This is a genomic window from Enterococcus sulfureus ATCC 49903 (genome assembly GCF_000407605.1).
Taxonomy (GTDB): domain Bacteria; phylum Bacillota; class Bacilli; order Lactobacillales; family Enterococcaceae; genus Enterococcus_G; species Enterococcus_G sulfureus.
Genome location: NZ_ASWO01000005.1, coordinates 153516 through 179475 on the forward strand (window position 1 = coordinate 153516; position 25960 = coordinate 179475).

32 protein-coding genes are annotated in these 25960 nt (G+C 37.5%); 27 read left to right on the forward strand and 5 right to left on the reverse strand.

The window, feature by feature from the left end:
• The first annotated feature begins 60 nt into the window (after positions 1-60).
• The 14 genes from hpf to I573_RS06855 all read left to right on the forward strand — a co-directional run bounded on the left by hpf (position 61) and on the right by I573_RS06855 (position 13639).
• The gene (hpf, locus tag I573_RS06790) at positions 61-603 is read left to right on the forward strand and encodes a ribosome hibernation-promoting factor, HPF/YfiA family (protein ID WP_016185766.1); all 543 of its coding nucleotides are present in this window, start codon (positions 61-63) and stop codon (positions 601-603) included.
• A 201-nt stretch (positions 604-804) separates the two neighbouring features.
• Positions 805-3300, forward strand: coding sequence for a preprotein translocase subunit SecA (gene secA / locus I573_RS06795; RefSeq protein ID WP_016185765.1), 2496 nt, complete (start codon positions 805-807; stop codon positions 3298-3300).
• 70 nt (positions 3301-3370) lie between these two features.
• A protein-coding gene (prfB, locus tag I573_RS06800; protein ID WP_155855539.1) for a peptide chain release factor 2 occupies positions 3371-4478 on the forward strand; the annotation gives its coding sequence in 2 pieces (ribosomal slippage) (positions 3371-3442 and positions 3444-4478; 1107 coding nt in all).
• Positions 4479-4581: 103 nt separating this feature from the next.
• Positions 4582-5268: a cell division ATP-binding protein FtsE gene (gene ftsE / locus I573_RS06805; protein WP_016185763.1), complete on the forward strand. Its 687-nt coding sequence runs from the start codon at positions 4582-4584 to the stop codon at positions 5266-5268.
• Positions 5261-6145 carry a permease-like cell division protein FtsX gene (ftsX, locus tag I573_RS06810; RefSeq protein ID WP_016185762.1) on the forward strand — a complete coding sequence of 295 codons (885 nt, stop codon included), beginning with the start codon at positions 5261-5263 and terminating at the stop codon, positions 6143-6145. Before ftsE ends, ftsX begins: the two co-directional genes overlap by 8 nt.
• Before the next feature lie 120 nt (positions 6146-6265).
• Positions 6266-7576: a ribosome biogenesis GTPase Der gene (der, locus tag I573_RS06815; RefSeq protein ID WP_016185761.1), complete on the forward strand. Its 1311-nt coding sequence runs from the start codon at positions 6266-6268 to the stop codon at positions 7574-7576.
• Positions 7577-7695: 119 nt separating this feature from the next.
• Positions 7696-8088, forward strand: coding sequence for an HU family DNA-binding protein (locus I573_RS06820; RefSeq protein ID WP_162138472.1), 393 nt, complete (start codon positions 7696-7698; stop codon positions 8086-8088).
• Positions 8089-8323: 235 nt separating this feature from the next.
• Positions 8324-9499, forward strand: coding sequence for an endolytic transglycosylase MltG (gene mltG / locus I573_RS06825; protein WP_016185759.1), 1176 nt, complete (start codon positions 8324-8326; stop codon positions 9497-9499).
• A gap of 42 nt (positions 9500-9541) precedes the next feature.
• Positions 9542-10021: a transcription elongation factor GreA gene (gene greA / locus I573_RS06830; RefSeq protein WP_016185758.1), complete on the forward strand. Its 480-nt coding sequence runs from the start codon at positions 9542-9544 to the stop codon at positions 10019-10021.
• A gap of 143 nt (positions 10022-10164) precedes the next feature.
• Entirely contained in the window at positions 10165-10884 is a 720-nt protein-coding gene (gene liaF / locus I573_RS06835) for a cell wall-active antibiotics response protein LiaF (protein WP_016185757.1), read from the forward strand.
• Positions 10881-11954 (forward strand): sensor histidine kinase, encoded by a 1074-nt coding sequence (locus I573_RS06840; RefSeq protein ID WP_016185756.1) that lies wholly within the window; start codon positions 10881-10883, stop codon positions 11952-11954. The genes liaF and I573_RS06840 overlap by 4 nt, the downstream gene beginning before the upstream one ends.
• The gene (locus I573_RS06845; RefSeq protein WP_016185755.1) at positions 11951-12580 is read left to right on the forward strand and encodes a response regulator transcription factor; all 630 of its coding nucleotides are present in this window, start codon (positions 11951-11953) and stop codon (positions 12578-12580) included. The genes I573_RS06840 and I573_RS06845 overlap by 4 nt, the downstream gene beginning before the upstream one ends.
• Before the next feature lie 79 nt (positions 12581-12659).
• A complete protein-coding gene (locus I573_RS06850; RefSeq protein WP_016185754.1) occupies positions 12660-13325 on the forward strand; it encodes a potassium channel family protein in 666 nt (221 codons plus the stop codon).
• A gap of 17 nt (positions 13326-13342) precedes the next feature.
• Positions 13343-13639: a HesB/YadR/YfhF family protein gene (locus I573_RS06855; protein ID WP_016185753.1), complete on the forward strand. Its 297-nt coding sequence runs from the start codon at positions 13343-13345 to the stop codon at positions 13637-13639.
• Positions 13640-13671: 32 nt separating this feature from the next.
• Here I573_RS06855 and I573_RS06860 read toward each other — a convergent pair whose 3' ends face one another.
• Together I573_RS06860 and I573_RS06865 are read right to left on the reverse strand one after the other, a co-directional pair.
• Positions 13672-14607 carry an NAD(P)-dependent oxidoreductase gene (locus tag I573_RS06860; protein ID WP_016185752.1) on the reverse strand — a complete coding sequence of 312 codons (936 nt, stop codon included), beginning with the start codon at positions 14605-14607 and terminating at the stop codon, positions 13672-13674.
• A gap of 54 nt (positions 14608-14661) precedes the next feature.
• Positions 14662-15465 (reverse strand): DUF1189 domain-containing protein, encoded by an 804-nt coding sequence (locus tag I573_RS06865; RefSeq protein ID WP_016185751.1) that lies wholly within the window; start codon positions 15463-15465, stop codon positions 14662-14664.
• Positions 15466-15590: 125 nt separating this feature from the next.
• On the opposite strand from I573_RS06865, the gene I573_RS06870 reads away from it, so the two are divergent.
• The 9 genes from I573_RS06870 (at position 15591) to I573_RS06910 (ending at position 22057) form a co-directional block, all read left to right on the forward strand.
• Entirely contained in the window at positions 15591-15989 is a 399-nt protein-coding gene (locus tag I573_RS06870) for a GtrA family protein (RefSeq protein WP_016185750.1), read from the forward strand.
• Between the two features lie 96 nt (positions 15990-16085).
• The gene (locus I573_RS06875) at positions 16086-16694 is read left to right on the forward strand and encodes a superoxide dismutase (RefSeq protein WP_016185749.1); all 609 of its coding nucleotides are present in this window, start codon (positions 16086-16088) and stop codon (positions 16692-16694) included.
• Positions 16695-16802: 108 nt separating this feature from the next.
• On the forward strand, positions 16803-17003 hold the full coding sequence (locus tag I573_RS06880; protein WP_016185748.1) for a cold-shock protein: 201 nt from the start codon (positions 16803-16805) through the stop codon (positions 17001-17003).
• Between the two features lie 90 nt (positions 17004-17093).
• Entirely contained in the window at positions 17094-18149 is a 1056-nt protein-coding gene (locus I573_RS06885) for a hypothetical protein (protein ID WP_016185747.1), read from the forward strand.
• A complete protein-coding gene (locus tag I573_RS06890) occupies positions 18136-19389 on the forward strand; it encodes a tetratricopeptide repeat protein (protein ID WP_016185746.1) in 1254 nt (417 codons plus the stop codon). Before I573_RS06885 ends, I573_RS06890 begins: the two co-directional genes overlap by 14 nt.
• The gene (locus tag I573_RS06895) at positions 19390-19947 is read left to right on the forward strand and encodes a YpiB family protein (RefSeq protein WP_245555072.1); all 558 of its coding nucleotides are present in this window, start codon (positions 19390-19392) and stop codon (positions 19945-19947) included.
• 33 nt (positions 19948-19980) lie between these two features.
• The gene (locus tag I573_RS06900) at positions 19981-20322 is read left to right on the forward strand and encodes a nucleotide pyrophosphohydrolase (RefSeq protein ID WP_016185744.1); all 342 of its coding nucleotides are present in this window, start codon (positions 19981-19983) and stop codon (positions 20320-20322) included.
• Between the two features lie 2 nt (positions 20323-20324).
• Positions 20325-21533, forward strand: coding sequence for a CCA tRNA nucleotidyltransferase (locus I573_RS06905; protein WP_016185743.1), 1209 nt, complete (start codon positions 20325-20327; stop codon positions 21531-21533).
• 68 nt (positions 21534-21601) lie between these two features.
• Positions 21602-22057 carry an apurinic/apyrimidinic endonuclease family protein gene (locus I573_RS06910; protein WP_016185742.1) on the forward strand — a complete coding sequence of 152 codons (456 nt, stop codon included), beginning with the start codon at positions 21602-21604 and terminating at the stop codon, positions 22055-22057.
• Between the two features lie 67 nt (positions 22058-22124).
• Here I573_RS06910 and I573_RS06915 read toward each other — a convergent pair whose 3' ends face one another.
• A complete protein-coding gene (locus tag I573_RS06915; RefSeq protein ID WP_016185741.1) occupies positions 22125-22745 on the reverse strand; it encodes a DUF3862 domain-containing protein in 621 nt (206 codons plus the stop codon).
• A gap of 62 nt (positions 22746-22807) precedes the next feature.
• Complete coding sequence (locus tag I573_RS06920; protein WP_016185740.1) at positions 22808-23260, reverse strand: GNAT family N-acetyltransferase; 453 nt, start codon at positions 23258-23260, stop codon at positions 22808-22810.
• A gap of 96 nt (positions 23261-23356) precedes the next feature.
• Here I573_RS06920 and I573_RS06925 point away from each other — a divergent pair, with 96 nt between their 5' ends.
• Entirely contained in the window at positions 23357-23734 is a 378-nt protein-coding gene (locus I573_RS06925; RefSeq protein ID WP_016185739.1) for a VOC family protein, read from the forward strand.
• A gap of 26 nt (positions 23735-23760) precedes the next feature.
• Positions 23761-24234, forward strand: a complete 474-nt coding sequence (locus I573_RS06930) for an ASCH domain-containing protein (protein WP_016185738.1) — start codon at positions 23761-23763, stop codon at positions 24232-24234.
• 143 nt (positions 24235-24377) lie between these two features.
• Here the strand turns inward: I573_RS06930 and rpmG are convergent, their stop codons facing one another.
• Positions 24378-24527, reverse strand: coding sequence for a 50S ribosomal protein L33 (gene rpmG, locus I573_RS06935; RefSeq protein ID WP_002356321.1), 150 nt, complete (start codon positions 24525-24527; stop codon positions 24378-24380).
• Positions 24528-24722: 195 nt separating this feature from the next.
• On the opposite strand from rpmG, the gene I573_RS06940 reads away from it, so the two are divergent.
• Positions 24723-25259: a 5-formyltetrahydrofolate cyclo-ligase gene (locus tag I573_RS06940; protein ID WP_016185737.1), complete on the forward strand. Its 537-nt coding sequence runs from the start codon at positions 24723-24725 to the stop codon at positions 25257-25259.
• A 9-nt stretch (positions 25260-25268) separates the two neighbouring features.
• The gene (locus tag I573_RS06945; RefSeq protein WP_016185736.1) at positions 25269-25949 is read left to right on the forward strand and encodes a rhomboid family intramembrane serine protease; all 681 of its coding nucleotides are present in this window, start codon (positions 25269-25271) and stop codon (positions 25947-25949) included.
• The last annotated feature ends 11 nt before the right edge of the window (positions 25950-25960 follow it).

Below are 25960 nucleotides of genomic sequence, written 5' to 3' on the forward strand. Positions count from 1 at the left end.
AAGAGAAATAAGAGTGGTCCTATATTTCTTTTTAATTGGTAGATGAAAGGGGTCCTTTGTATGTTTAAATTTAATGTTCGTGGAGAAAATATCGAGGTTACTGAAGCAATCCGAGAATACGTTGAGAAAAAAGTTGGTAAATTAGAACGTTATTTCAGCGATTCACCAGAAGCAACAGCACATGTAAATTTAAAAGTGTATTCTGATAAAACCGCTAAAGTTGAGGTTACGATTCCGTTACCATACTTAGTATTACGTGCAGAAGAAACTTCGCCTGATTTATATGCAAGTGTCGATCTAGTTGTAGATAAACTAGAACGTCAAATCCGTAAATTCAAAACAAAAATTAATCGCAAATCCCGTGAAAAGGTATCACCAGAAGACATCTTCTTAGCAACTAAAGATTTAGATGATGAAATTGCTGAGTTGGATATCGTTCGCACAAAACGTCTTTCATTAAAACCGATGGATAGTGAAGAAGCAGTTCTACAAATGAATATGCTTGGACACAATTTCTTTATTTTCGAAGATGCGGAAACAAATGGTACAAGCATCGTTTACCGTCGTAAAGATGGAAAATACGGGTTAATCGAAACAAATTAATCCGCTATCTAAAATGCAGTTAAGCAACTACCAGAAAGGAGTGTTTTTAAAACACTCCCTTTCTGGTAGTTTTTTTATGTAAAAATATTAAACTATAGTAGAGAATCGGTAGAAAATGTTCCTTTTCTCTTCAAGTAATGATAAAATAACTTGAAGACTGTCGTTTTACACGAAATTGACGTGAAGGAGATATATATACGAATGGCAAATTTTTTGAAAACATTAATTGAAAATGATAAAAAAGAAATCAAACGTTTAGAACAAATTGCAAAAAAAATTGATGGTTACGCCGATCAAATGGCAAATTTAGATGACGCTGCTTTACAAGCAAAAACAGATGAATTTCGTGGCCGATATCAAAAAGGTGAAACACTTGATGAATTATTACCTGAAGCGTTTGCGGTTGTTCGCGAAGCGGCTAAACGTGTATTAGGACTCTATCCTTATAAAGTCCAATTAATGGGTGGGATCGTCTTGCATGATGGGAATATCCCAGAAATGCGTACCGGTGAAGGGAAAACCTTAACGGCTACGATGCCTGTTTATTTAAATGCCCTTTCTGGTAAAGGAGTTCACGTTGTTACAGTAAATGAATATTTAGCGACACGTGACTCAACAGAAATGGGGGAGTTGTATAATTTCTTAGGGATGACGGTTGGGTTGAATATCAATTCAAAATCTTCAGAAGAAAAACGTGCTGCGTATGCTTGCGATATTACGTATAGTACAAATAATGAATTAGGGTTTGATTACCTACGCGACAACATGGTGGTATACCGTAATCAAATGGTACAACGACCATTGAACTATGCGATCGTGGATGAAGTGGATTCTATTTTGATCGATGAAGCAAGAACGCCATTGATCATTTCAGGACAAGCGGAAAAATCAACAGCACTTTATACACGTGCCGATAGTTTTGTGAAACGTCTAAAAGAAGAAGAAGACTACAAAATCGACTTACAATCTAAAACAATCAGTTTCACTGAACAAGGAATCGAAAAAGCTGAAAAAGCATTTAATCTAAATAATTTATATGATTTAGAAAATACAGCATTGACCCATCATTTGGATCAAGCATTGCGTGCAAACTACATCATGATTTTAGATATCGATTATGTAGTACAAGAAAATAAAGTCATGATCGTAGACCAATTCACCGGTCGTATTATGGATGGTCGTCGTTATTCGGATGGATTACACCAAGCGATCGAAGCAAAAGAAGGCGTAGAAATCGAAGATGAAACAAAAACAATGGCTTCGATCACTTTCCAAAACTTCTTTAGAATGTATGAAAAATTATCAGGAATGACAGGGACTGCGAAGACAGAGGAAGAAGAATTTAGAGAAATCTACAATATCCAAGTTATTCAAATTCCGACCAACCGACCAGTTGTCCGTGATGATCGTGCAGATTTATTGTATCCAACTTTGCAAACGAAATTTGAAGCTGTCGTTCAAGATATCAAAGAACGTTACCGTAAAGGCCAACCTGTTCTAGTCGGAACTGTGGCTGTAGAAACTTCTGAATTACTGTCACAAATGTTAACGAAAGAAAAAGTTCCACATGAAGTACTGAATGCTAAGAATCACTTTAAAGAAGCAGAAATCGTATTGAATGCAGGTCAAAAAGGTGCGGTTACGATTGCCACCAATATGGCTGGACGTGGTACAGATATCAAGCTAGGATTAGGTGTTGAAGAAGTTGGTGGATTAGCTGTTATCGGGACTGAACGTCATGAATCTCGTCGTATTGATAATCAGTTACGTGGACGTGCAGGTCGTCAAGGAGATCCTGGGGTTTCACAATTTTATCTATCGCTTGAAGATGATTTGATGAAACGTTTTGGGTCAGAACGAATTAAAATGTTCTTGGAACGTTTACGTATCGATGAAGAAGATGCGGTGATCCAAAGTAAGATGTTAACGAAACAAGTTGAATCTGCTCAAAAACGTGTAGAAGGAAACAACTACGATACCCGTAAAAACGTCTTGCAATACGATGATGTGATGCGCGAACAACGTGAAGTTATCTATAAACAACGTCAACAAGTGATTATGGAAGAAGTTTCGTTATCAGAACCATTATTGAATATGGTCAAACGTACGATTGCACGTGTTGTGGATAGCCATACTCAATTAGAAGAAGCTCAATGGAACTATGAAGGAATCGTCGATTTTGCTGGTAGTGTGCTAGTTCATGAGGATTCAATCTCACAAGAAGATCTAAAAGGAAAATCAGCTGAAGAAATCAAAACGTACTTATTCGATCGTGCTAGAGCGGTCTTTGATGAAAAAGTGGAACAATTAAATAGTCCAGAGCAGCTATTGGAATTTGAAAAAGTTGTGATTCTACGTGTAGTCGATTCAAAATGGACAGATCATATCGATGCGATGGATCAACTACGTCAATCAATTGGCTTACGTGCATATGGACAAAATAATCCACTAGTAGAATATCAAACAGAAGGTTATTCAATGTTTGAAGCAATGGTCGGTGCAATCGAATATGAAGTGACACGCTTGTTTATGAAGGCTGAAATTCGTCAAAATGTGCAACGAGAACAAGTCGCACAAGGTGAAGCAGAACCAATAAATGAAGCACAACCGACTGCATTTGAAAAAGTTGGTCGTAATGACCCTTGTCCTTGCGGTAGCGGCAAAAAATTTAAAAACTGCCACGGAAAAGGATTATAGTAAATAAAAAGCTGGCCGCATGTTTAGGACCAGCTTTTTATTTCGTTTATATTCAAGGAGGAATTATTTAATGGAAATCAGTGAAATGCGAAATCAAATCGCCGAAATGCAAACAAAAATCAATAGCTTTAGGGGGTCTCTTTGACTTAGATCATTTAGAAGAAGCGATTTCGATTGCTGAACAAAGAATGGCTGAGCCTGGTTTTTGGGACGATACCGTAGCTGCACAAAAGGTAATCAATGAAAATAATGTGAACAAAGAAGCCTATGATCAATTCCATGAATTGGCAGAAGCGCTAGAAGAATTAGATGTTATGTTAGAAATGCTGCAAGAAGAACCAGATGAGAGCATGGAAGTTGAATTAGTAGATGGTATCAAGCAATTAACTGAAAAAATGGGTGTGTATGAACTCGCCATGTTATTAGATGAACCGTATGATCACAATAACGCTATTTTAGAGCTGCATCCTGGTGCAGGTGGAACAGAATCCCAAGATTGGGGAAGTATGCTCCTTCGAATGTATCAACGTTGGGCAGACAAACAAGGCTTTCAAGTGGAAATGCTGGATTATTTAGCAGGCGATGAAGCAGGAATCAAAAGTGTTACCTTATTGATCAAAGGGCATAATGCATATGGATACTTAAAATCAGAAAAAGGTGTCCATCGTTTAGTCCGAATCTCGCCATTTGACTCAGCAAATCGTCGTCATACGTCATTTTGTTCTGTTGATGTGATGCCAGAGCTTGATGCGACGATCGATATTGAGATCAATACAGATGATTTAAAAATCGATACGTATCGTGCAAGTGGTGCTGGTGGACAACATATCAATAAAACCGAATCTGCCGTGCGGATCACACACATCCCGACCAATACAGTAGTCGCGAGTCAAGCACAGCGCTCACAGTTAAAAAATAGAGAGCAAGCGATGGGCATGCTGAAAGCTAAACTGTACCAATTAGAAGTGGAAAAACAAGAACAAGAAGCAGCAGCACTTCGTGGTGAGCAAATGGAAATCGGCTGGGGATCACAAATACGATCCTACGTTTTTCATCCTTATTCAATGGTTAAAGACCATCGTACCAATTATGAAACTGGAAATGTTCAAGCTGTCATGGATGGAGATCTAGATGGATTTATCGATGCGTATCTCAAACGAAAATTAACAAACGAATAAACTATAAAAAGTTATAGTATTGCAATCTATTTGTAATTTACTGCAAATAGGTTGCAATACTGCTGTGATACACTAGTTCGGTATGGGAAAGGATTTGAGAAACATGATTGAAATGAAGGATGTTTTAAAAAAGTACTCGAATGGTACAACAGCCATCCGTAATATTTCGATTACAATTGATCAAGGTGAATTTGTTTACGTAGTAGGACCTTCGGGAGCAGGTAAATCGACATTCATCAAATTGATGTATCGAGAAGAAAGAGCAACAAAAGGAATATTGACTGTTGCAGGCTATAATTTAGTTAAAATTAAAAATCGTGATATCCCTTATCTGCGACGTGAAATTGGTGTCGTGTTCCAAGATTATAAGTTATTATCGAAAAAGACCGTGTATGAAAACGTAGCATACGCGATGCAAGTAACGGGAAAGAAACAGCGTGAAATCAAAAAACGCGTGATGGAAGTATTAGATCTCGTTGGTTTGAAACATAAAGTTCGTGTGTTTCCAAGTGAACTATCTGGTGGGGAACAACAACGTGTTAGTATTGCACGTGCGATCGTCAATAAACCTAAAGTATTGATTGCCGATGAACCGACTGGAAACTTGGATCCAGAAAATTCATGGGAAATCATGCGTTTATTAGATCGTATCAATTCACAAGGGACCACTGTAGTCATGGCAACACATAATAGTACGATTGTGAATACGATTCGCCACCGAGTGATTGCGATTGAAAATGGTCGGATCATTCGAGATCAAGCGGAAGGAGAATATGGATACGATGATTAGAACATTTTTCCGCCATTTAACAGAGAGTATCAAAAGTTTACGTCGTAACGGATGGATGTCGATCTCAGCCATAAGTGCCGTAACGATCACATTAGCATTACTGGCGGTATTTGCAGCGATTATTATGAATGCTGTAAAATTAGCAGACGATATGGAAAAAAATGTAGATGTCTCTGTTTTTGTTGTCACAGGTGCTAACGATGAAGATCGCAAGGAATTAGAAAAAGAATTAAATGCGATTGCGCATGTGGATAAAGTGACGTTTTCAAGTAAAGATGAACAATTAGCAAAAATCAAAGGCAGTTATGGTAAGGCATGGGATTTATTTGAACAAGACAATCCATTACATGATGTGTATATCGTCAGTGCGACTGATCCACAGTATGTTAAAGGAATTACAGAAGATGCTAAGGACTTGACCAAATATGTTCAAGATGCACGCTATGGAGATGATTTATCAGATAAAATCTTTAGTATTGCCAAAGGTGTTCGGACGTGGGGGCTAGTAGGCTCACTATTGCTCTTATTTATTGCGATGTTTTTAATTTCGAATACGATTCGAATCACGATTATTTCACGTCAACGTGAAATTCAAATCATGCGTCTTGTTGGAGCGAAAAACGGCTATATTCGTTGGCCATTTTTCTTAGAAGGTGGATGGATCGGCTTTTTAGGTGCGCTTGTGCCAGTTGCGATCATTGTGTTTGGCTATCAACAATTTTATTATGTAGCCAATCCAGTCATGATGCGCTCAAATTATGAACTAGTAGCACCAGGAACATTTATTTTACCAGCAGCGATCGGTGTAGTTGTAATTGGGATTTTGATTGGGTCGATTGGTTCGGTCATTTCAATGCGTCGCTTCTTAAAAATTTAACAAATCAGACTGGGCGCGTATGCTCAGTCTTTTTTTCTGAGTAGCTTAACAGAAAGCTTGCAAGTTCAAGCATCATTGGGTAAACTAGTAAAGATTCAAGTGAGATGGAGGAATTTAGAAATGGCGAATCCAACAATAGCGATCGTAGGGCGTCCGAATGTCGGGAAATCAACAGTATTTAACCGCATTGCCGGTGAACGCATTTCGATTGTAGAAGATACACCCGGAGTAACAAGAGATAGAATTTATGCAACTGGTGAATGGTTAGGGCGAGAATTTAGTATTATCGATACAGGTGGGATCGATCTTGGCGACGAACCATTTATGGATCAGATCAAGCACCAAGCAGAAATCGCGATCGATGAAGCCGATGTTATCATTTTAGTGGCAAGTGCACGCGAAGGTGTAACCGATGCCGATGAAATGGTCGCACGTATTTTATATCGTAGCAAAAAACCAGTGATTCTGGCAGTCAATAAAGTCGATAACCCAGAAATGCGTAATGATATCTATGAATTTTATGCATTAGGTTTAGGCGAACCGTATCCAATTTCTGGTAGTCACGGATTAGGTTTAGGTGATGTATTAGATGAAGCTGTGAAACATTTTAGCACAGAAGTTGAAGAAGTCGACGATAGCATTATCAAATTTAGTTTGATTGGTCGCCCGAATGTTGGGAAATCTTCTTTGATCAATGCGATCTTAGGAGAAGACCGTGTTATTGTGTCGGATATCGAAGGAACAACTCGTGATGCCATCGATACTAGCTTTGTTAGTGAATCTGGTCAAGAGTTTACTATGATCGATACAGCGGGAATGCGCAAGCGTGGGAAAGTCTATGAATCCACTGAAAAATATAGTGTAATGCGTGCGATGCGTGCCATCGAGCGCTCGGATGTCGTCTTAATGGTGTTAAATGCTGAAGAAGGCATTCGTGAGCAAGACAAACGTGTAGCCGGATATGCACATGAAGCAGGTCGTGGATTAGTGATCGTTGTAAATAAATGGGATTTAGTCGAAAAAGAAACCAATACGATGCGTGATTTTGAAAAAGAGATTCGCGAAGAATTCCAGTATTTAGACTATGCGCCGATCGTGTTTGTTTCAGCAAAAACCAAACAACGGTTGCATCAATTGCCAGAATTGATCGAATTAGTAAGTATGAATCAAAACTTACGTATCCCTTCTGCTGTATTAAATGATATTATTATGGATGCAGTCGCAATCAATCCAACGCCTACAGATAAAGGCAAGCGGTTGAAGATTTTTTATGCCACACAAGTAGCTGTAAAACCTCCGACCTTTGTGATTTTTGTAAATGAAGAAGAATTGATGCATTTTTCTTACGCACGCTTTTTAGAAAATCAAATTCGTAAAGCTTTTGTATTTGAAGGAACACCAATTAAAATCATTGCGCGTCGTCGAAAATAGTAGATTTTAGCATAAAAAAAGTGAATTTACAAAGAAAATTTTTAAGAATATTTGTTTTTTGATGTTTTTTCTCTTTTTTTCTATAAAATCGCTGAAATCCTTGATATTACAACATTCTTATGGTAACGTATTATCAGAATATTGATCCTATTCGTCAATATTATTTTGATTCTTTGGACCACTCAAAGAATCAAGAAAAGAGAAAGAAAACCTATTCAGGAGGTGAAACAAATCTCATGGCAAACAAAGCAGAATTAATCGAAAAAGTTGCAGCTGCAACTGATCTAACAAAGAAAGATGCAACAGCAGCTGTTGATGCAGTCTTCTCTACTATTCAAGAAGCTTTAGCTAACGGTGAAAAGGTTCAATTAATCGGTTTTGGTAACTTTGAAGTCCGCACTCGTGCAGAACGTAAAGGTCGTAACCCACAAACTGGTGAAGAAATCAAAATTCCTGCAAGCAAAGTTCCTGCATTCAAACCAGGTAAAGCTTTAAAAGACGCAGTAAAATAAGCATTAGTCGTTTACGACTAGTCGAGTGAAAGAGGGTAGAGTATTCTATCCTCTTTCACTGTTTTTTTTAAGTTCAGGAGTATACTCAAATCTGAAGAATTCCTTGTTTCTTCTCTCTTTTTCTTGATTGCTGTTTTTATTTGAATTATTTTCATGTATAATGGTACAAGTTAGTGGGAACGTATGCAAACACAATCGCTGCAAGAAATTCTATATAATATAAGGAAGATAATCAATGAAAAAACCTAAGGACAACCTAGAAGAAATCAATGACAATCACTTGATATCAGAAGACGATGGAGATACTTCTAAAAACGATAAACGTTTACTAAGAAAAAAAGAAGATAAAATTGTGCGCAAGATTACATTGACTGTATTAGTGATTGTGCTCGTTGTAGGTGGTATTTTAACATTTAATATTTACCGCTACGTTTCAACAAGTCTACAACCATTAGACACAAAGAGTAAACAAAAGATTGAAGTTGTGATCCCAACTGGGTCATCAAATAAATCAATCGGTGAGATTTTAGAAGAAAAGAAAATTATTAAAAGTGGTACAGTATTTAATTATTATACAAAATTCAATAACTTAACCGGTTTTCAAGCAGGTACGTATGATTTTTCGCCTAGTATGACACTAGAAGAAATTGGAAAAGCCTTAAAAGATGGTGGCGTTAGCGGACAACAAGCAGATGCGAAGTTGACCATTCCAGAAGGCTACGATATCGATCAAATCGGAGACGTTATTGCTGAAAAAACAGCGTACAAAAAAACGGATTTTCTAACCTTGATGAGCAATCAAGAGTTTTTTGATTCACTAGTCGAAAAATATCCAGATCTACTCGATAGTGCAAAAGAGGCGACAGATGTTCGTTATCGTTTGGAAGGGTACTTATTCCCAGCTACGTATGATTTTTATGCAGGTATGACATTAGAAGAATTGGTGACCAATATGGTGACGAAAACTAATGAAGTACTGTCTCCTTACTATGAAACGATTAAACAAAAAAACCTTACTGTTCAAGAAGTCATGACACTGGCTTCATTAGTTGAAAAAGAAGGTGTAACTGACAGTGATCGTCGTAAGATCGCTCAAGTATTCTTTAATCGTTTGGATGCGGGTATGCCATTGCAATCTGATATTTCGATCTTATACGCGTTAGGTGAACATAAAGAATTGGTGACGATCGAAGATACAAAAACAGATTCTCCCTATAATCTTTATGTAAATCCAGGTTTTGGACCAGGACCATTTGATAATCCAAGTGAACAAGCCATTCAAGCAGTATTGAATCCAGATAGCAATAAGGATTATTACTTTGTCGCAGATATCAAAACTGGAAAAGTGTATTTTGCTGAAACCTATGAAGAACATTTAGTGAACCAAGCGAAATACGTAGACAATCAATAATACGAAAATTGAAAAAGAATAACACGAAGGAGAACTATGAGTATGGTAGAAAAAGTATATCCAATGACTTTGGAAGGTAAAGAAAAGTTAGAACAAGAATTAGAAGAATTAAAAACGGTCAAACGTGGCGAAATCATTGAGCGTATCAAAATTGCTCGTAGTTTTGGGGATCTTTCTGAAAACTCTGAGTATGAATCTGCTAAAGATGAACAAGCCTTTATGGAAGGCCGCATTACTACGTTAGAAACGATGATTCGTTTTGCTGAGATCATTGACAAAGAGAATCTGGACAATGATGAAGTCTCAATTGGGAAAACAGTAACGTTTATTGAATTGCCAGACGGTGAAGAAGAAGTCTATACCATCGTTGGAAGTGCAGAAGCAGATCCATTTTCAGGAAAAATCTCAAACGACTCTCCAATTGCACAAGCTTTGATTGGAAAAAAATTGAACGATCAAGTGACGATCTCCACTCCTGGTGGCGATATGTTGGTTAAAATCACGGCGATTGACGTAAACTAAATGAAAAAAGCGAGTTGCTATGACTCTGAATTCATAAAACGGATTCTTAGTATAGTGGACTTGCTTTTTTTTCATTCTAAAGTAGGAAGGCAAAAGCGAGTTTATTTGTTACAATACTACTAATAGCAAAAGGAGGAAAAGACATGAAAAATTCGTGGAAGTTCTTTTGGATCGTGTCATCCATTTTAGTCATCGCCTCGTTATGGCAACTTGTTCAGCGGATCGACTTATTGATGCTATTAGTGCTAGGAAGTTTTATTGTTTATTTTGGTAGTAAACGTAAACATAAACGAATGTGGCAAATCATTGGAGGATTATTAGTCTTAAACGGATTGATCAACACCTCTTCTGTTGTGTTTTTAATGATTTTTGTTGTCATCTTTCTAGGACTAAAAGGATTTGAACTGACACAGGCTGCTTTTTTTACGAAGCAATGGTTTGGGAAAAAAGAGATCAAAATCATTGAAAGTCAGCCACCGAATCCACATAATCAAACAATTACAAAAAAACCGTTTATTGGAGATCAACGAATCGGAACAAAGATTTATGAATGGGATGACATTTCGCTTTCTTTGTTTTCAGGAGATACAATTATTGATTTAGGAAATACATTGTTACCCAAAAAAGATAATGTCATCATTGTGCGTAAATTCTTTGGGAAAACACGGATTTTAGTTCCGACAGGAATCGAAGTAATGGTGCAGCACCAAGCCTTATTAGGAAAGGTCTCTTTTGATGAACAGACAGTAGAATTGCACAACGAAGAGTATACAGCCTATAGCCAAGCTTACGATGAAGGAATTCGTCGAATCAAAATTTTATCGCAAAGCGCCATTGGAGATCTTGAGGTGATTCGGATATGAGTCTACGTTCAATCAAATGGTTGATTTCTATTTTATTTACCCTGTTTTTATTTACGATGTCTTTATTATTGGCAAATAGTATTTTTCAAAGTCGGATGCAAAAAGAATGGCTATTTGATTTTTTTCAATGGCGCATTTTATTTATGCCGGTAATTTTGTACCTATTGATCATCGCATGCATTGGCGGTGGTGTATTGTTTTTGATTTTGGGATTTTGGCAAAAACGTCTGTTGAAGCCGTTAACTGAAGAATTGCATAAAGTAGCTAGTGGTGATGTTGAAGAAGAACGTTTCTTTAGTATCCAATTAGAGCGTTATCCCTATTTAAAGGATCCGTTGTATGATTTACTTGCGATCAAAAAGAAAATGCGCACCATTTCAATCGAGGTACAACGTTTAACCGCACAACCGATCAATTTGGATGGGCAGACAAAAGAGGAAATTTTAGAAACCGAGCGGCATCGCCTAGCACGCGAGCTACATGATTCAGTTTCGCAAGAGTTATTTGCAGCAATGATGATGATGTCGGCAATGAATGAAGTCGCGCAAAAAAATCAAATACCAGATGTGCAACAAAAACAACTCGCCCTTATTACAGATATTATTAATAAAGCACAGTCTGAGATGCGCGCTTTACTCTTACATCTACGCCCAGTCAATCTTGAAGGTAAGACCTTGAAAAAAGGGATTGAACAATTATTAATCGAGTTAAAAACAAAAGTCAATATTCAGATTACGTGGCAAATCGAAGATGTACAAGTTGCGAGTAATGTTGAAGACCAAGTATTTCGTATCGTTCAAGAATTACTTTCGAATACCTTACGTCATGCCAAAGCTGAAGAAGTTGAAGTGTATTTACATCAAGTCGAGCATTTATTGTTATTTCGATTTATTGATGATGGAATCGGCTTTGATGTGGATGAGGTCAAAAGTGGCAGTTATGGATTGATGAATATCCGAGAACGTGTTCACAGTATTGGCGGAAATTTAAAAATCATTAGTTTTAAACAACAAGGAACAAGTGTAGAGATTAAAATTCCAATTTTTGATAAAGGAGTGGAACAAGAATGATCGAAGTGTTGTTAGTAGATGATCATGAAATGGTTCGTTTGGGCGTATCTGCCTATTTATCGATTCAAGAAGATATTGAGGTAGTCGCTGAAGCAGAAGATGGTACGATTGGGGTTGAAAAAGCTTTAGCTTTACGACCTGACGTGATCTTAATGGATTTGGTGATGGAAGAGATGGACGGTATTACCGCAACAAAAGAGATTTTAGCACAATGGCCAAGTGCTAAAATATTGATCGTAACCAGTTTTATCGACGATGAAAAAGTATATCCAGCAATTGAGGCTGGAGCAAGTGGATATTTATTGAAAACGTCTGCAGCACACGAGATTGCAGATGCTATCCGAGCAGCTTACCGTGGAGAAAAAGTGTTAGAAGCAGAAGTATCAGAAAAGCTAAAAAACACACTGTCGACACGTACATTCCATTTACATGATGAGCTAACTACAAGAGAGCGGGAAGTCTTGCAATTGATTGCAGAAGGAAAGAGTAATCAAGAAATTGCAGATGAGTTATTTATTACATTGAAAACGGTGAAGACACATGTCTCAAACATCTTATCAAAATTAGAAGTCGAAGACCGTACACAAGCAGCCATTTACGCGTTAAAACATGGGTATGCAAAATAAAGTGTGAGTTTTCTTAGTAGGAACTTAGTATGACCTTTGTTATAATACACTTAGGATCTTGAGTAGAGGAGACTGTCAGGTGAAACAAAACTATGCGATTATTGGATTAGGACGATTTGGAGGCAGCATTTGCCGTACCTTGGCCGAAGCAGGTCAAGAAGTATTGGCGATCGATGCGAACGAAGATCGTGTGAATGAATACATGAATATTGCCACGTATGCTGTGGTTGGAAATGCACAAGATGAAGCCGTTTTGCGTTCATTAGGGATTCGTAATTTTGATTATGTGATCATTGCGATTGGAGAAGATATTCAAGCTAGTATTTTAGTAACGCTTATGATTAAAGAGATGGGTGTGCCGCATGTCGTAGCAAAAGCACAAAACGAATACCATGCGCGAGTACTTGAGAAAGTCGGTGCCGATCGTGTCGTCCATCCAGAACGAGATATGGGGACACGGATTGCACATAATCTAGTCTCTAAAAATATTTTGGATTTTATTGAACTATCAGACGAGTTCTCATTAGCTGAAATTCGTGTGACCAATCCGAAATTTTTTAACTGTAGTTTGGTGAAATTGAATTTCCGCCAAAAATATGGATTGACTGTAGTGGCGATCAGACGACCAAATGCCAAAATCATTGTCTCTCCTTCTGCAGATGAGGTCGTATTAGAAAATGATAATTTACTCGTTATCGGAAACGCCGATGACGTAGATCTTTTAGATCGTAAATTGAATGAATAGAAAGTAAAGGTGAATGTATGAACTTAACAATTACTCCCCAAGCGATGGATTGGTTTAAACGAGAGATCGCATTAGAAAAAGGAATGGGTGTCCAATTTTTTGGAAAAGTCTATGGCAAAACGGATGTCCATGAAGGCTTTTCAGTTGGGCTTTCTGTAGCAACACCAGAGGAAACAATGGTTCAAGTCACCAACGAAAACTATTTATTTTTCATCGATAAAGTAGATGATTGGTTTTTTAAAGGCTATGATTTAACTGTGGATTACGATCCATCATTAGATGAGCCGACGTATCGCTTCACAGAAAGTAAATAAAAAGCAAGCGAGTTCATCACTCGCTTGCTTTTTTAATACCCTTGTTCTAAGTCGACTTGGTTGCGTACTAAAGTACGAGAAGCAGTAAATTCACGAAGATTTGGCAAAAAGATCTCCATAAATTTCGTTTCAAAATGTGGCGTATAACCAGAAATGTGTGGCGTGATCATTAAATGTTTCGTTGACCATAAAAAATGATCAGGTGGTAAAGGTTCTGTCGTCGCTACATCGATCGAAGCAAAGGCAAATTGTTCAGTTGTTAACGCCTCACTAAGTGCTTGTTCATCTACACTTTCGCCACGACCTACATTGATAAATGCAGCATGTTTTTGTAAAGTAGCAAAAAAAGCTTGATCATATAGACGAGTCGTTTGACGAGTCAAAGGTAAAATATTGATGACAATATCGCTTTTTCGTCCTACTTCATGTAACTGATCTAAAGAGAATGTTTCGTGAAATGGCTCTTTGGCGTGACCACTACGATTGATACCAAATACGGTAACACCTAGTGGAACTAATCGGTGTGCCAAAGTCGTTCCGATATTGCCGGTTCCTACAATCGTGACAGTCAGCTCGGACAATGGTTTAAATACAGCGTCGTCAAGTCCCCACTGATGCGTTTCTTGCTGTAAGGTAGCTGCAAATAATTGTCTTGTGTACATGTAAAGGACACCGACTACATGGTCGCTGATAGATTCTGAATGAATCCCACTGGCATTGGAGACGAGAATACCTCGTGAGGCAAATTCAGATAATGGGAGTGTATCCACACCGGCTGAAATCGAATGGACCCATTTTAATTGGCTATCTTTAGAAAATAATGGGGCTTCCCATTCTTTTTTCCAGCCAATTGTAACTTGAACATCATGCCAATCGAATGAATCCGTGTCAACAACTACATCGTATCCTAAAGCATTCATTTCATCCAAAAATGTTTGTTTAAAGGATCTTGCTAATAATATATGCATTGAATCACTCCTTTTTTGTATTAAAAAAGACTAGTGTAGACTAGTCTTTTCTTATTATACTATTTCTTTTTTTTCTTGACGAATCACATTGAAAAAAATAAAAGATGTAGCGAGAAAAATAAACGTTGTGGCATCAAACGTAGCATTTAAAAACAACATTCCTGCCGCAAATAGCGTTGGGATCGTAGAACAGACGACCAAGGTTTTCAACGTATTTAAAAAGCGCCACTGTGCAGAGCGTGCGCGCAAAAAGATCGAAAACGCTAAACTCATAATCACAAGTGTAATAACTAAAGTTAAAAACGATGGATAGACTGCGATGAGAAAAATAAGGACGTATAAAAACCACGGCAATTGATTTTCAGCGAGTCCTTGTCGTAACGAATCTCCAGTTAAATTGGTAAAAAGCGAACTTGAGTAAGGCAGAATAATTGGATTTGTACTAAAAATAGCAGACGTGAATTCGCCTTGTGGTAAGGATAGTACCGCTTCATTTTTGAGCAATCCAATATTAAATAAGTTGCCTAGATCTTCTTGTGTGACTTGTTCTACGGAACGTTGGTTGTCTGGATCAAATGTAAAAATAATCGAATCCGTTTGATAAATAAATCCTTTTGTTTGTTCTTTTGTCTTCAGCTGCCCATTTTGAATCGAAAAATCAGGGATTTTTTTGGCGATTTCTTGACCGTCCGCGCGAATCGACTGAAAAATTTCAGCTACTTGAAAGGTCATTGGGATAGCAAACAAAAAGCTTAAACAAAGTAAATAGACAACAATTTTTCCAAAGGGAACTTTTCGGACTTGAGTCAAGGTGTTGAATTGGAAAAATGAACTACGAATTAATTGAAACATGGTCATGGAAACGACTCCTTTTTAACTTACGATCTACTGGTCATTTTAAACAAGTCTAAGAAAGAATACAAGCGCTAGTCAAATATTCTTTAGACTGTTATACTAGCTTAGTAAATCTAAAGGAGAATCAGATGAAAAATAAACAATTACTTAGTGTCGAAATCTTGAGTTACTTATTTTTTGGTGTATTGACTACAGTGGTCAATATTGCGGTATATTTCTTTTTTCGAAATGTCGTAGAAGTCAATTATGTGATTGCCAATTCAATTGCTTGGATTTTATCCGTTTTATTTGCATTTGTGACCAATAAAAAATGGGTATTTAAAAGTCAAACGACATCTCGTGGTGCATATTTTAAAGAAGCGTTCTTATTTGTAGCCTATCGTGCATTGTCTTATGTCTTGGATATGGGCGCGATGTTCGTCATGTTGAGTGTCCTACATAGCTCAGATTTTTCAGCTAAAATCGTTTCACAAGTCTTTGTGATTGTAGCAAACTATGCGTTTAGTAAGTGGTTGGTCTTCAAATAAAAAAATGTTTAAAAAAACAGAGCAAATTTTTTGATGAAACCCAGTTTATTTGCTACTCTTAAGGAGTACTAACAAACAATTAGGAGGAATTACTTTATGGCTTACGAATTACCAGAATTACCTTATGCATACGATGCGCTAGAACCACAAATCGATGTGGAAACAATGCATTTACATCACGATAAACATCACAATACTTATGTGACGAACTTAAATGCAGCGGTTGAAAAATATCCTGAATTAGCAGAAAAATCAGTGGAAGACTTAATCGCAGATATGGATGCAATCCCAAGTGATATTCAAACAGCAGTACGTAATAATGGTGGTGGCCATGCCAATCATAGTTTCTTCTGGGAAATCTTGACACCAAATGCTACTGAAGAACCAGTAGGCGAATTAAAAACAGCGATCGAAGATACATTTGGATCTTTAGATGCATTAAAAGAAGAATTTAAAAAAGCAGCAACTGGCCGTTTTGGTTCAGGTTGGGCTTGGTTAGTAGTAAAAGACGGTAAATTAGCCGTAACGTCTACAGCAAACCAAGATTCACCATTAATGGAAGGCCAAACTCCTGTTTTAGGTTTAGATGTATGGGAACATGCCTACTACTTAAACTATAAAAATGTACGTCCAGATTACATTGATGCATTCTGGAAACTTGTAAACTGGGAAAAAGCAAACGAATTATTCGTCGCTGCTAAATAATCAGTTGAAAAGAGGGCCTAGGCCTTCTTTTTTTATGAAAAAGAGTTGCGAACGGTTACAATTTTGATATAATAAGTAAGGTAATGTTATGAGTGGAGGAATGAAAAAATGGAACAAGGTACAGTAAAATGGTTTAACAACGATAAAGGGTTTGGATTTATTGCAGTTGAAAATGGAGACGACGTATTCGTACATTTCTCAGCGATTCAAGGAGACGGATTTAAATCACTTGAAGAAGGCCAAGCAGTGAGCTTTTCAATTGTAGAAGGGTCAAGAGGACCTCAAGCTGCAGACGTTACAAAAATTTAATTACAGATAAACAGGTGGCTCATTTTGGGCTACCTGTTTTTTATTTTGTCAGCATTCATGGTATACTAGTTAGACTATGGAGGTGGGAGGATGGAAGTCGAATATAGTGTACAGACCTGGCAAGCTAAAGTGTATTATGGGCAAACGTTGCAAGAATTGACCAAAAAAATCCCAGTTGATCATCAACTGATCGTGTTTACTACTCCAAAATTATATGAGAAATTTGCAGATCGGATTACAAAATGGTACAACACGCAAACGGTATCGTTTTATATTATGCCTCAAGCGCTGTATCAAAATAATTTAGAGGAACTTTCTCAGATCATCTATTTCTTGAGACAGTTTGATACAAAACTTCCTATGGTTTGGATTGCATTTGGTAGTGAGAGTGTGGTATCTTTGATTAGTTTTCTAAGTGTCCATGGAGAATATGAGGTACAGCTTTATTCAGTGCATCACACCATCCAGTCTTTCGTAACCGCCTTATTCCCGACTAAAGAAATCGTGGCAAAAGCCCAAGTAAGCTTGCATACCGAGACGATCCCTAAACGGATTGGATACGTTCAATTGAATCAACAATATTCGACAGCTGAACGAATGATCGATTTGGCGATTTTAATCAAATATGGTTATTTAACTAATCGTGAATTACTTGAGCATATCTTTCAGACCTATCAAACGCCAGAACAACTAGCTACGATTCCCATGACGCCTTTTATAGACCATGTAGTGCTTGCTACTAGTCATCATGCTAAGCACGTGCAACAGTATGAACGATTATTTGAACGCGCATTTTATACAATCGATGGCGGGCATTTATTATCTGCAAATATGAAACGTTTCTTAGGGCTGTTCTTTCATTTGGTTTGGGATTTATTGAATCTTGATGAACAAGAGATGTGCCATCGCCTTTTTCAATGGTTCCAACAATTAGGATATCCGGTATACTTACCAAAAGGTCTTGTATTAGCAGATTATTTCATACAAGTGGAGGACGACCTCAAACAACAAAATCAACTGATACGAATGACGGCTATCGGACAAGTGGCATCTGTTTCGATCGATGTTACGAACTCTAAATTAGCAGACATTCTTGATTATTATCAACAAGAAGTAAAAGGAGCACATGAAGATGAGCGAAAGTGAAAAAATGTTACAAGCGTTACAACAAGAAGATTTAGCCCAAGCACAATTGGCCTTTCAACAAGCCTTACGAACAGATGATGAAGAAACATTAGCTGGATTAGGAGAAGAATTGTTACAGCTTGGTTTTTTGGAAGAAGTCAACGAAATTTTTCAAGTGTTATTGAAGAAAAATCCTAAACAAGTGGGGTATTATTTACCTTTAGCTGAAGTAGCCATCGAAAATAATGAAATCGAAACGGCTTTTGAAGCACTAGAAAGTATTCCCAAAACGAGCGAGTTCTATGCGCAAGCACTGTTAATTACAGCAGACTTGTATCAAGTGCTTGGAATCCCAGAAGTCAGCGAAGCAAAATTAAAGGAAGCACTTGAATATGTAGACGAACAAAGTGTGATTTTATTTGCTCTAGCCGAACTATACTTTACAACAGATCGTTATCAAGAAGCCTATGAGTATTATCAAAAAGTAGATGCGAAACATTTTGATTTACCTTCTGTTTCGTTGATTGAACGCCAAGGTGTAGCACTGAGTATGATGGGGCAGTTCGAAGAAGCAGTTTTATTATTAGAACAAGCTTTAGAAGAAGAGGAGACCGATGATCGCTTGTTCCAACTAGCATTTGTGTATTTGCAAATTGAAGAACATGAAAAAGCGATTCATTATCTTCAAAAATTACGTGTCTTAAATCCACAGTATGAGGCATTGTATCTTTTCTTAGCGGAGACTTTACAAAAAGAAGAACTTCTTCAAGAAGCACAAGAGGTGGTCGAAGAAGGAATCAATGAAAATCCATATCGTGTAGAATTGTATCATTTTGCTTCGGAAAATGCGTATCGTTTAAATGAAGTGAAAAAGGCCGAGCAATTTTTGATCGATGCTTTGGAAATCGGCGAGCGTATGGATGATACATTATTGATTTTAAGTAATCTGTATATCGATGAAGGATTCTATGAGGAAGCATTAGATGCGATCCGTCAAATGGAAAATCAAGACCAACCATTTGCACTATGGAACCGTGCTAAAGCCTCTTATGAGCTAGAAGAATTTGCTGAAGCAGCAAAATATTATGCTTTAGCGAACGAACAACTCCATCATGAAATTGATTTTATGAAAGAATATGGGTTATTCTTACGCGAAGAAGGTCAATTGGAAGAAGCGATCCAACTCTTGACTCATTATGTAGCACATGAACCAGGCGATTTAGAAGTCCAATCGATTTTAGACGATCTGGCAGAAAGATAGGTGAAAAAAGTGATCCAGTTAGAAGAAAAAATCCAATGGTTACGTTATCTCTTGACTTCGGTCACTTTTTCTAGACGTGAGATTTCGTGGATGCTTGAATATTTGATTCACCATGAAGGAATTGTCAAACAAATCCAATTTGTGGAACATGTTGACAAAACACCACGGGGAATCCGATTGAAGGCAGGCAGAAATGTAGAGCAACCGCTCGTGTTGTTTTTAAATGGGCGGACATTTACCGATGTAGATCAAATTTTTCATGAGATTCGGTTTAAATGGCAAGAACCGCTGTTTGTCGAGTGTGAGTTTGAGACACATACGATCCCCAATCGTTATGTAGGATTAGTCGAAGACAATCCGTATTATCGTTGGAATGATCAAATCAGTGCCGAAGATATCGAACGAATCGAACAGTCATTAAAACAAGTTGAAATCGAGCAACAAATCAAACAGCTTCAAGCAGAAATTGATCGTGCACTAGATCAAGGAGATAAACTGCAGTTTGAACAGGCCAGTGCTCAATTAACACAATTACGTATGCAAAAGGCTGACTCTTAAGTAGTTAGTCTTTTTTGAAGTGGAGGAGTAAACATGAGTAAAACATTAAATGAAATGCAACAAGAAGTCGATGCCTATATCTCTCAATTTAAGTCAGGCTATTTTAGTCCTTTAGCACAAATGGCCCGATTGACAGAAGAAATGGGAGAATTGGCACGTGAAGTCAATCATCATTATGGTGAAAAAGCTAAAAAGGCAACAGAGCCTGCAAAAACAGTAGCTGAAGAACTAGGGGATGTCTTGTTTGTTACCATGATCATGGCCAATTCGTTGGATATTGATCTGACAGAAGTCTTTGAGCAAAATATGCAAAAATTTAATACACGCGATGCCAATCGTTTTGAACGAGTGGATGAAGAAAGAAAAGAGGACTAGCTGTGAGTCATTCAATTACATTACCACATGAATTTATTGAAGCCAGTCCAGTGATCCAATTGATTGAACAAGCTGGCTATGAAGCCTATTTTGTGGGTGGGAGTGTCAGAGATTTAGTTCTAGATCAACCCATTCATGATGTGGATATTGCGACGAGCGCCTTTCCAGCTGAAATCAAAGCTTTATTTAAACGGACGATCGATGTTGGGATCGAGCATGGCACGGTTTTGGTATTGTCTGGTGAGCAGCAATACGAGATCACGACATTTCGTACAGAGTCGACTTATCAAGATTTTAGACGACCTGAGAAAGTAGAATTTGTACGTTCGCTAGCAGAAGATTTAAAACGCCGTGATTTTACGATCAACGCTTTGGCTTTAAAATTAGATGGCCAAATGATCGATCTATTTCATGGTTTACAAGATTTAAATAAGCGAATTATCCGTGCAGTGGGAGATCCGCAAGAACGGTTTCATGAAGATGCGTTACGCATGATGCGTGGATTGCGTTTTGTGAGTCAATTGAACTTTGATATGGAAGAACAGACGCTTCTAGCTATTCAGGAAAATAGCCATTTATTGAGTAAAATTTCTGTTGAACGCATTGCGATCGAATTTGAAAAACTAATGCTTGGGTGCAATCGTAAACAAGCTTTAGAATTGTTTTTGCAGACAAAGGCGTATCAGTTTTGTCCACAGTTTCAAGAGCATAAACAAGAACTAATTCAGTTAGCGAATTTACCTTATCATAAAGTGAATGACACGATCGAGGTATGGAGCTTAGTCGTTTATACACTAGCCATTAAGCCTGAGAATGTCAGTTCATTTTTAAAAGCGTGGAAAGCATCCAATCAAGTCATCAAGTTAGTGCAATCGATTTTATTTGGAATGACGATTCGCCAAACCAGACAGTTGTCTACGTATGAGTTGTATCAATTAGGTTCAGAAAGTATTGCGTATATCGAACGCTTAGTTTGCTTTTTTGATCAAGAAGCCGATCCAACAGCACAGGTTCGCTATCACGCACTTCCTATCCATTCATTAAAAGAACTAGCAGTCAATGGCCGTGATTTAATGACACATTTTCACAAAGATTCAGGACCATGGCTCAAAGAATCTCTGCAAAAATTAGAGCGTGCAGTGGTTGAAGGACAAGTCTCTAATGAACAACAAAAGTTATTTGATTATCTGGAAGTATCAGGTCTATATTAATTCTGTGCAAACGCCTTCTGATGTGCTAAAATTAAAGAGTAATAAATATTGTTTAAGGAGTGTTTCAGATGGCAAGAGAGATGAAAGCATTAAAATTCCTTTTCCGTAACGGAGAAACTTGGACAGTAGATCGCCGCTTTATCGGAGATTTATGGATTAAACAAATTACAACAAGCTACGGCCGCATCAATGGAGGCGAATTTGTTGAAATTCACCCATGTGCTGGGTTTAAAATTGAAATTTTCCAAGAAGGAGATCAAGTGGCAACACATGATATTAACCTTGGTGGATTAGAACTAGGAATGTTCTCACGCGCGTTAAAATATCAAGATATCGAGCGCATGGAAATTTTATACCGTACTGGTGCTTCAGAAATTGTTTACTTCCCATACAAAGATACAGATGGCGATGGATTAGACAATGTGTACCAATCAACTAAAATCAGCGAATCAACAAAAAATCTATATATTGTAATCGATCCTGAAAAATCAGTCGACGACATTTATGGGCAAGAATTAAAATAAACTAAAAAAACACGATATTCCTATCGATAGGAGTATCGTGTTTTTTATGTCAGTAAATCCCTAGGGATCACTTCAAGTTAGATTGAGATTTTGTTGTCGCTAAATCATTTTTAAAGGTCAGTGTTAAACTAGACTCGGTCGCATCTTGATTGGTTTGGGTCCAAGAATAGAGCGTTTTGGTAGAACCATTGACTACGGTGATATTGATGCCATTTGGTTCACCAAATTCTTCTCGAGCATTTTCTGTTGTATAGGTCGAGTCGATCGTAATTGCATCAAATCGCTTTAAGGTAATGGGAGTACGAGGAGTTAATTTTTTGTTTATCAATGATTTTGAAATCGCATGATCATCGACAAACGACACAAGTAGCCTGTAGTCAGATGCTAAAGGTAGTTGTTTCCAAGTTAATGTCGTGCTACTGATACCATCAAGATAAGAAAAATCACGAGTAGTTGCGTCACCAAATCGTTTGATTACTTGGTCAGGAGTACTCCCATTTTTTTGACTAGGAAAAATCCCACTTAACTGTATCGCATCAAAATTTTGCAGTACAGAATCCGTCATATCCATCTTGGTATGTTGTGGAGTAGTTGACATCATAGCAGATGTCGATGAATGAGAGGACATCGAACATCCAGTTAAAAAAAATCCCATCATAAAACATAGTCCTAAACATAATTTTTTCATTATCGTTCACTCCTTTGCGTGACTTCAAAACAAAACCATAAGATAAATCGACATAAGAGTAGTTAGAGCTCGGTCGTACTGCTGACCATTAGCACTGATTCTTCTAGCGCGTCAAAGCCATTTTTAATATAGAACTTTTCAGCTGGTGTACCACGATCTGTGTCGAGCATGATCGCAGAGATAGAACGTGCGTGTAATTCTTGTTTTACACGTTTTAACAATACCGTACCTAATCCAGAATGCTGTTTTTGATTGTCAACAAAAAATGTATCTAGGATGTACTCGGTACCTTGATACCACGGTTTAATAAAGCCAAGAGCAACACCAATAAAATCGTTAGAATCGTCATCGTATGCAATAAATCCGATAAAGGTATTCATTGCGTAAAGATTTTGAACGTATTCGTTGATTTGAGCAGGATCATGGGTTTCATTCCAAGGCTCGGCGGCAAATACATCGACATATTTTTGTACAATCAATGGAAAATCAGTCGTTTCGATGGGACGTAGTTTCATAGTAGTCTCCCCTTTTATCTTTTCTTTCCTCTAGTATACCGCTATTATAAAGAGAGGTAAATTTATTCTATGGTAAATGAAAAAAGGAGCGAGATTATGAAACTAGATATGGTTGGAATCATCACAAAAGATATGCCAGGTGCAATTAAATTTTATGAAACATTAGGATTTCAAACAGTAGCTAGGGAATCATCAGATTATGTTGAATTGCAGCATGAAGGTGTACGAATATCATTGAACACAGCCAAAATGGTCGCGAGTATATATGGATATGAACCAAAAACAGTTGGAGATACCGTAGAACTCGCTTTTTTATGTGAGTCTGTAGAAGACGTTGATCATGCTTATTTTAAAATGATAGATGCAGGATATGAATCTTTTAGAAAACCTTGGGATACTTTTTGGGGACAACGCTACGCGATCATTAAAGATATCGATGGGAACTTACTTAGTTTATTTGCCGATTTAAACTAAAAAATCAATGGATAGGAGCAAGATAAATGGAGGAGAACTTACAGTTGTTTTGGCATCAATTTAAAGTAGCTAGGCCGGAATACAAGTCAGTAACAGTTGGATCCGCATGGAGTTTTGGTGATTCAAAAGAAATGGCAGATCAATTAGCTAAACTTGTACTTTCAGGTGAAAAAACAGCAACAGCTAGTGCCAAAGTCGAGTATGAAGTAAATAATGAACCCCTGCCTGAAGTAGAGGCGAATCGAGTCGATATAGTATTAGATGGAAGCAATCAGCCTGTTGCTATCATAAGAAATACACACGTTTATCTTATTCCCTTCAATGAAGTGACGGCATCCCACGCGTACAAAGAAGGAGAAGGCGATAAATCGCTAGACTATTGGCGCAAAGAGCATCGAGAATTTTGGATGAGAAGTTTTAAAGAACAAGCAATTTTTGGAGTCGATATAGACACAATGGATGTAGTATGTGAAGAATTTGAAGTACTCTGGGCAAAGTGAGGGAAGTTAATTTGCTGAACTAGTACGGAAAATATAATAAATAAACCTAATGATGTCAAGAATGATGTCACGTTTTTATTTCAGACAAAACAAAAAGCCTAAAACACTGACAAATCAGCGTTCTAGGCTTGAAAACTAAATGATTATTTAGTTTCGCGGTGCAAAGTCACTTTGCGTTCGCGTGGGCAATATTTTTGCTTTTCCAAACGATCAGGGTTGTTACGTTTGTTTTTGTTTGTTAGGTAGTTACGTTCTTTACAAGAAGTACACTCTAAAGTAATGTTTACGCGCATGTATTTTCCCTCCCTTTACGGTTAGAATCTAACTAAGATCACTCTCAGACTTAAATATAATAGCACGTTTTAAATAAGAAATCTAGCATTTCTGATGATTTTTGTTAAGTATTTTTACTTGACGAATTTCACATGGCTTTGGATTCATTTTTTTTGAAAACATGGTAAAATAAAGCAGTGAAATGAGGGGATGTCATGACGAAACAACAATTACGCGAGCAAGTATTATACGCTTTGACAAGGTATAGTCAAACACAGGAAAAACATGATGAAGAATGTCATTTAGGTGCAAAACTATTGGCATCGCCATCTTTCAAGCAAGCACGTTCAATTGGCATCTATCGTTCGATGGCACATGAAGTCGATACATGGCCGATTATACAAGAAGCTTTGAAAACAAAACAAGTCAGCGTGCCGGTAGTCAAGCAAAAGCGATTAGTCTTTCAAGAAATTTTTCCAGATACACAGTATGAGAAGAGTAACTTTGGAATTTTAGAGCCTATGGATGCACCTGAGATCGTGCCTGAAACATTGGATCTATTGATCGTACCTGGTGTTGCATTTACACAGTCTGGCAAACGCTTAGGCTACGGTGGGGGCTATTACGACCGCTTCTTGACAGCAAATGCGCACACGACGATTAGTTTAGCGATGCAGCTTCAACTTGTGTCTGAAGAAATCTTGCCGATCGAAGCGCATGATCAGCGGATACAACAAATTTTAACAGTATAGGAGAACGATATGCAGTCATTTTCAATGAAACGAATTCAACAAGAACCTTTTTTTACTTGGTTATTTTTAGCCATGCAAACAGTAACCTTTGCATTAGGCTATTTATTGCCAACTGATCCTTTAAAAAATGCTGGGGTATTATATGGTCCATCGGTAGTGTTTTTAGGAGAATACTGGCGTTTCATTACACCGATTTTTTTACATTTTGGTTTGATGCACTTTGCTGTCAATTCAGTCGTTTTGTATTTTATGGGAAAACAAATCGAGCAAATCTATGGACATACACGTTTCTTTATCTTGTATCTAGGTAGTGGGATCTTAGGAAATTTGATGAGTTTTGCGTTTAATCAACCAGGGATTATCTCAGCAGGTTCAAGCACGTCACTCTTTGGGCTCTTTGGGGCCTTTGTGGTATTAGGGTTTCATTTTCGGAATCAACCAGGTATTCAAGCAATGGTCCGTCAGTTTGGATTGTTTTTGATTTTAACATTTGCGTTTGGTGCGTTTGATCAAAGTATTGATATTTGGGGCCATGTAGGAGGATTACTTGGTGGAGTATTATTTGCCAATACTTTAGCGTTGCCACAAAACAAAGGTCAATATTCGATCCACATTCGAATTTTATCAGGGATTCTTTGTTTATTTTTTATCATATTCTTTTTGATGTACGGTTTCAAAAAATATCTCTAGAGAGTATAATA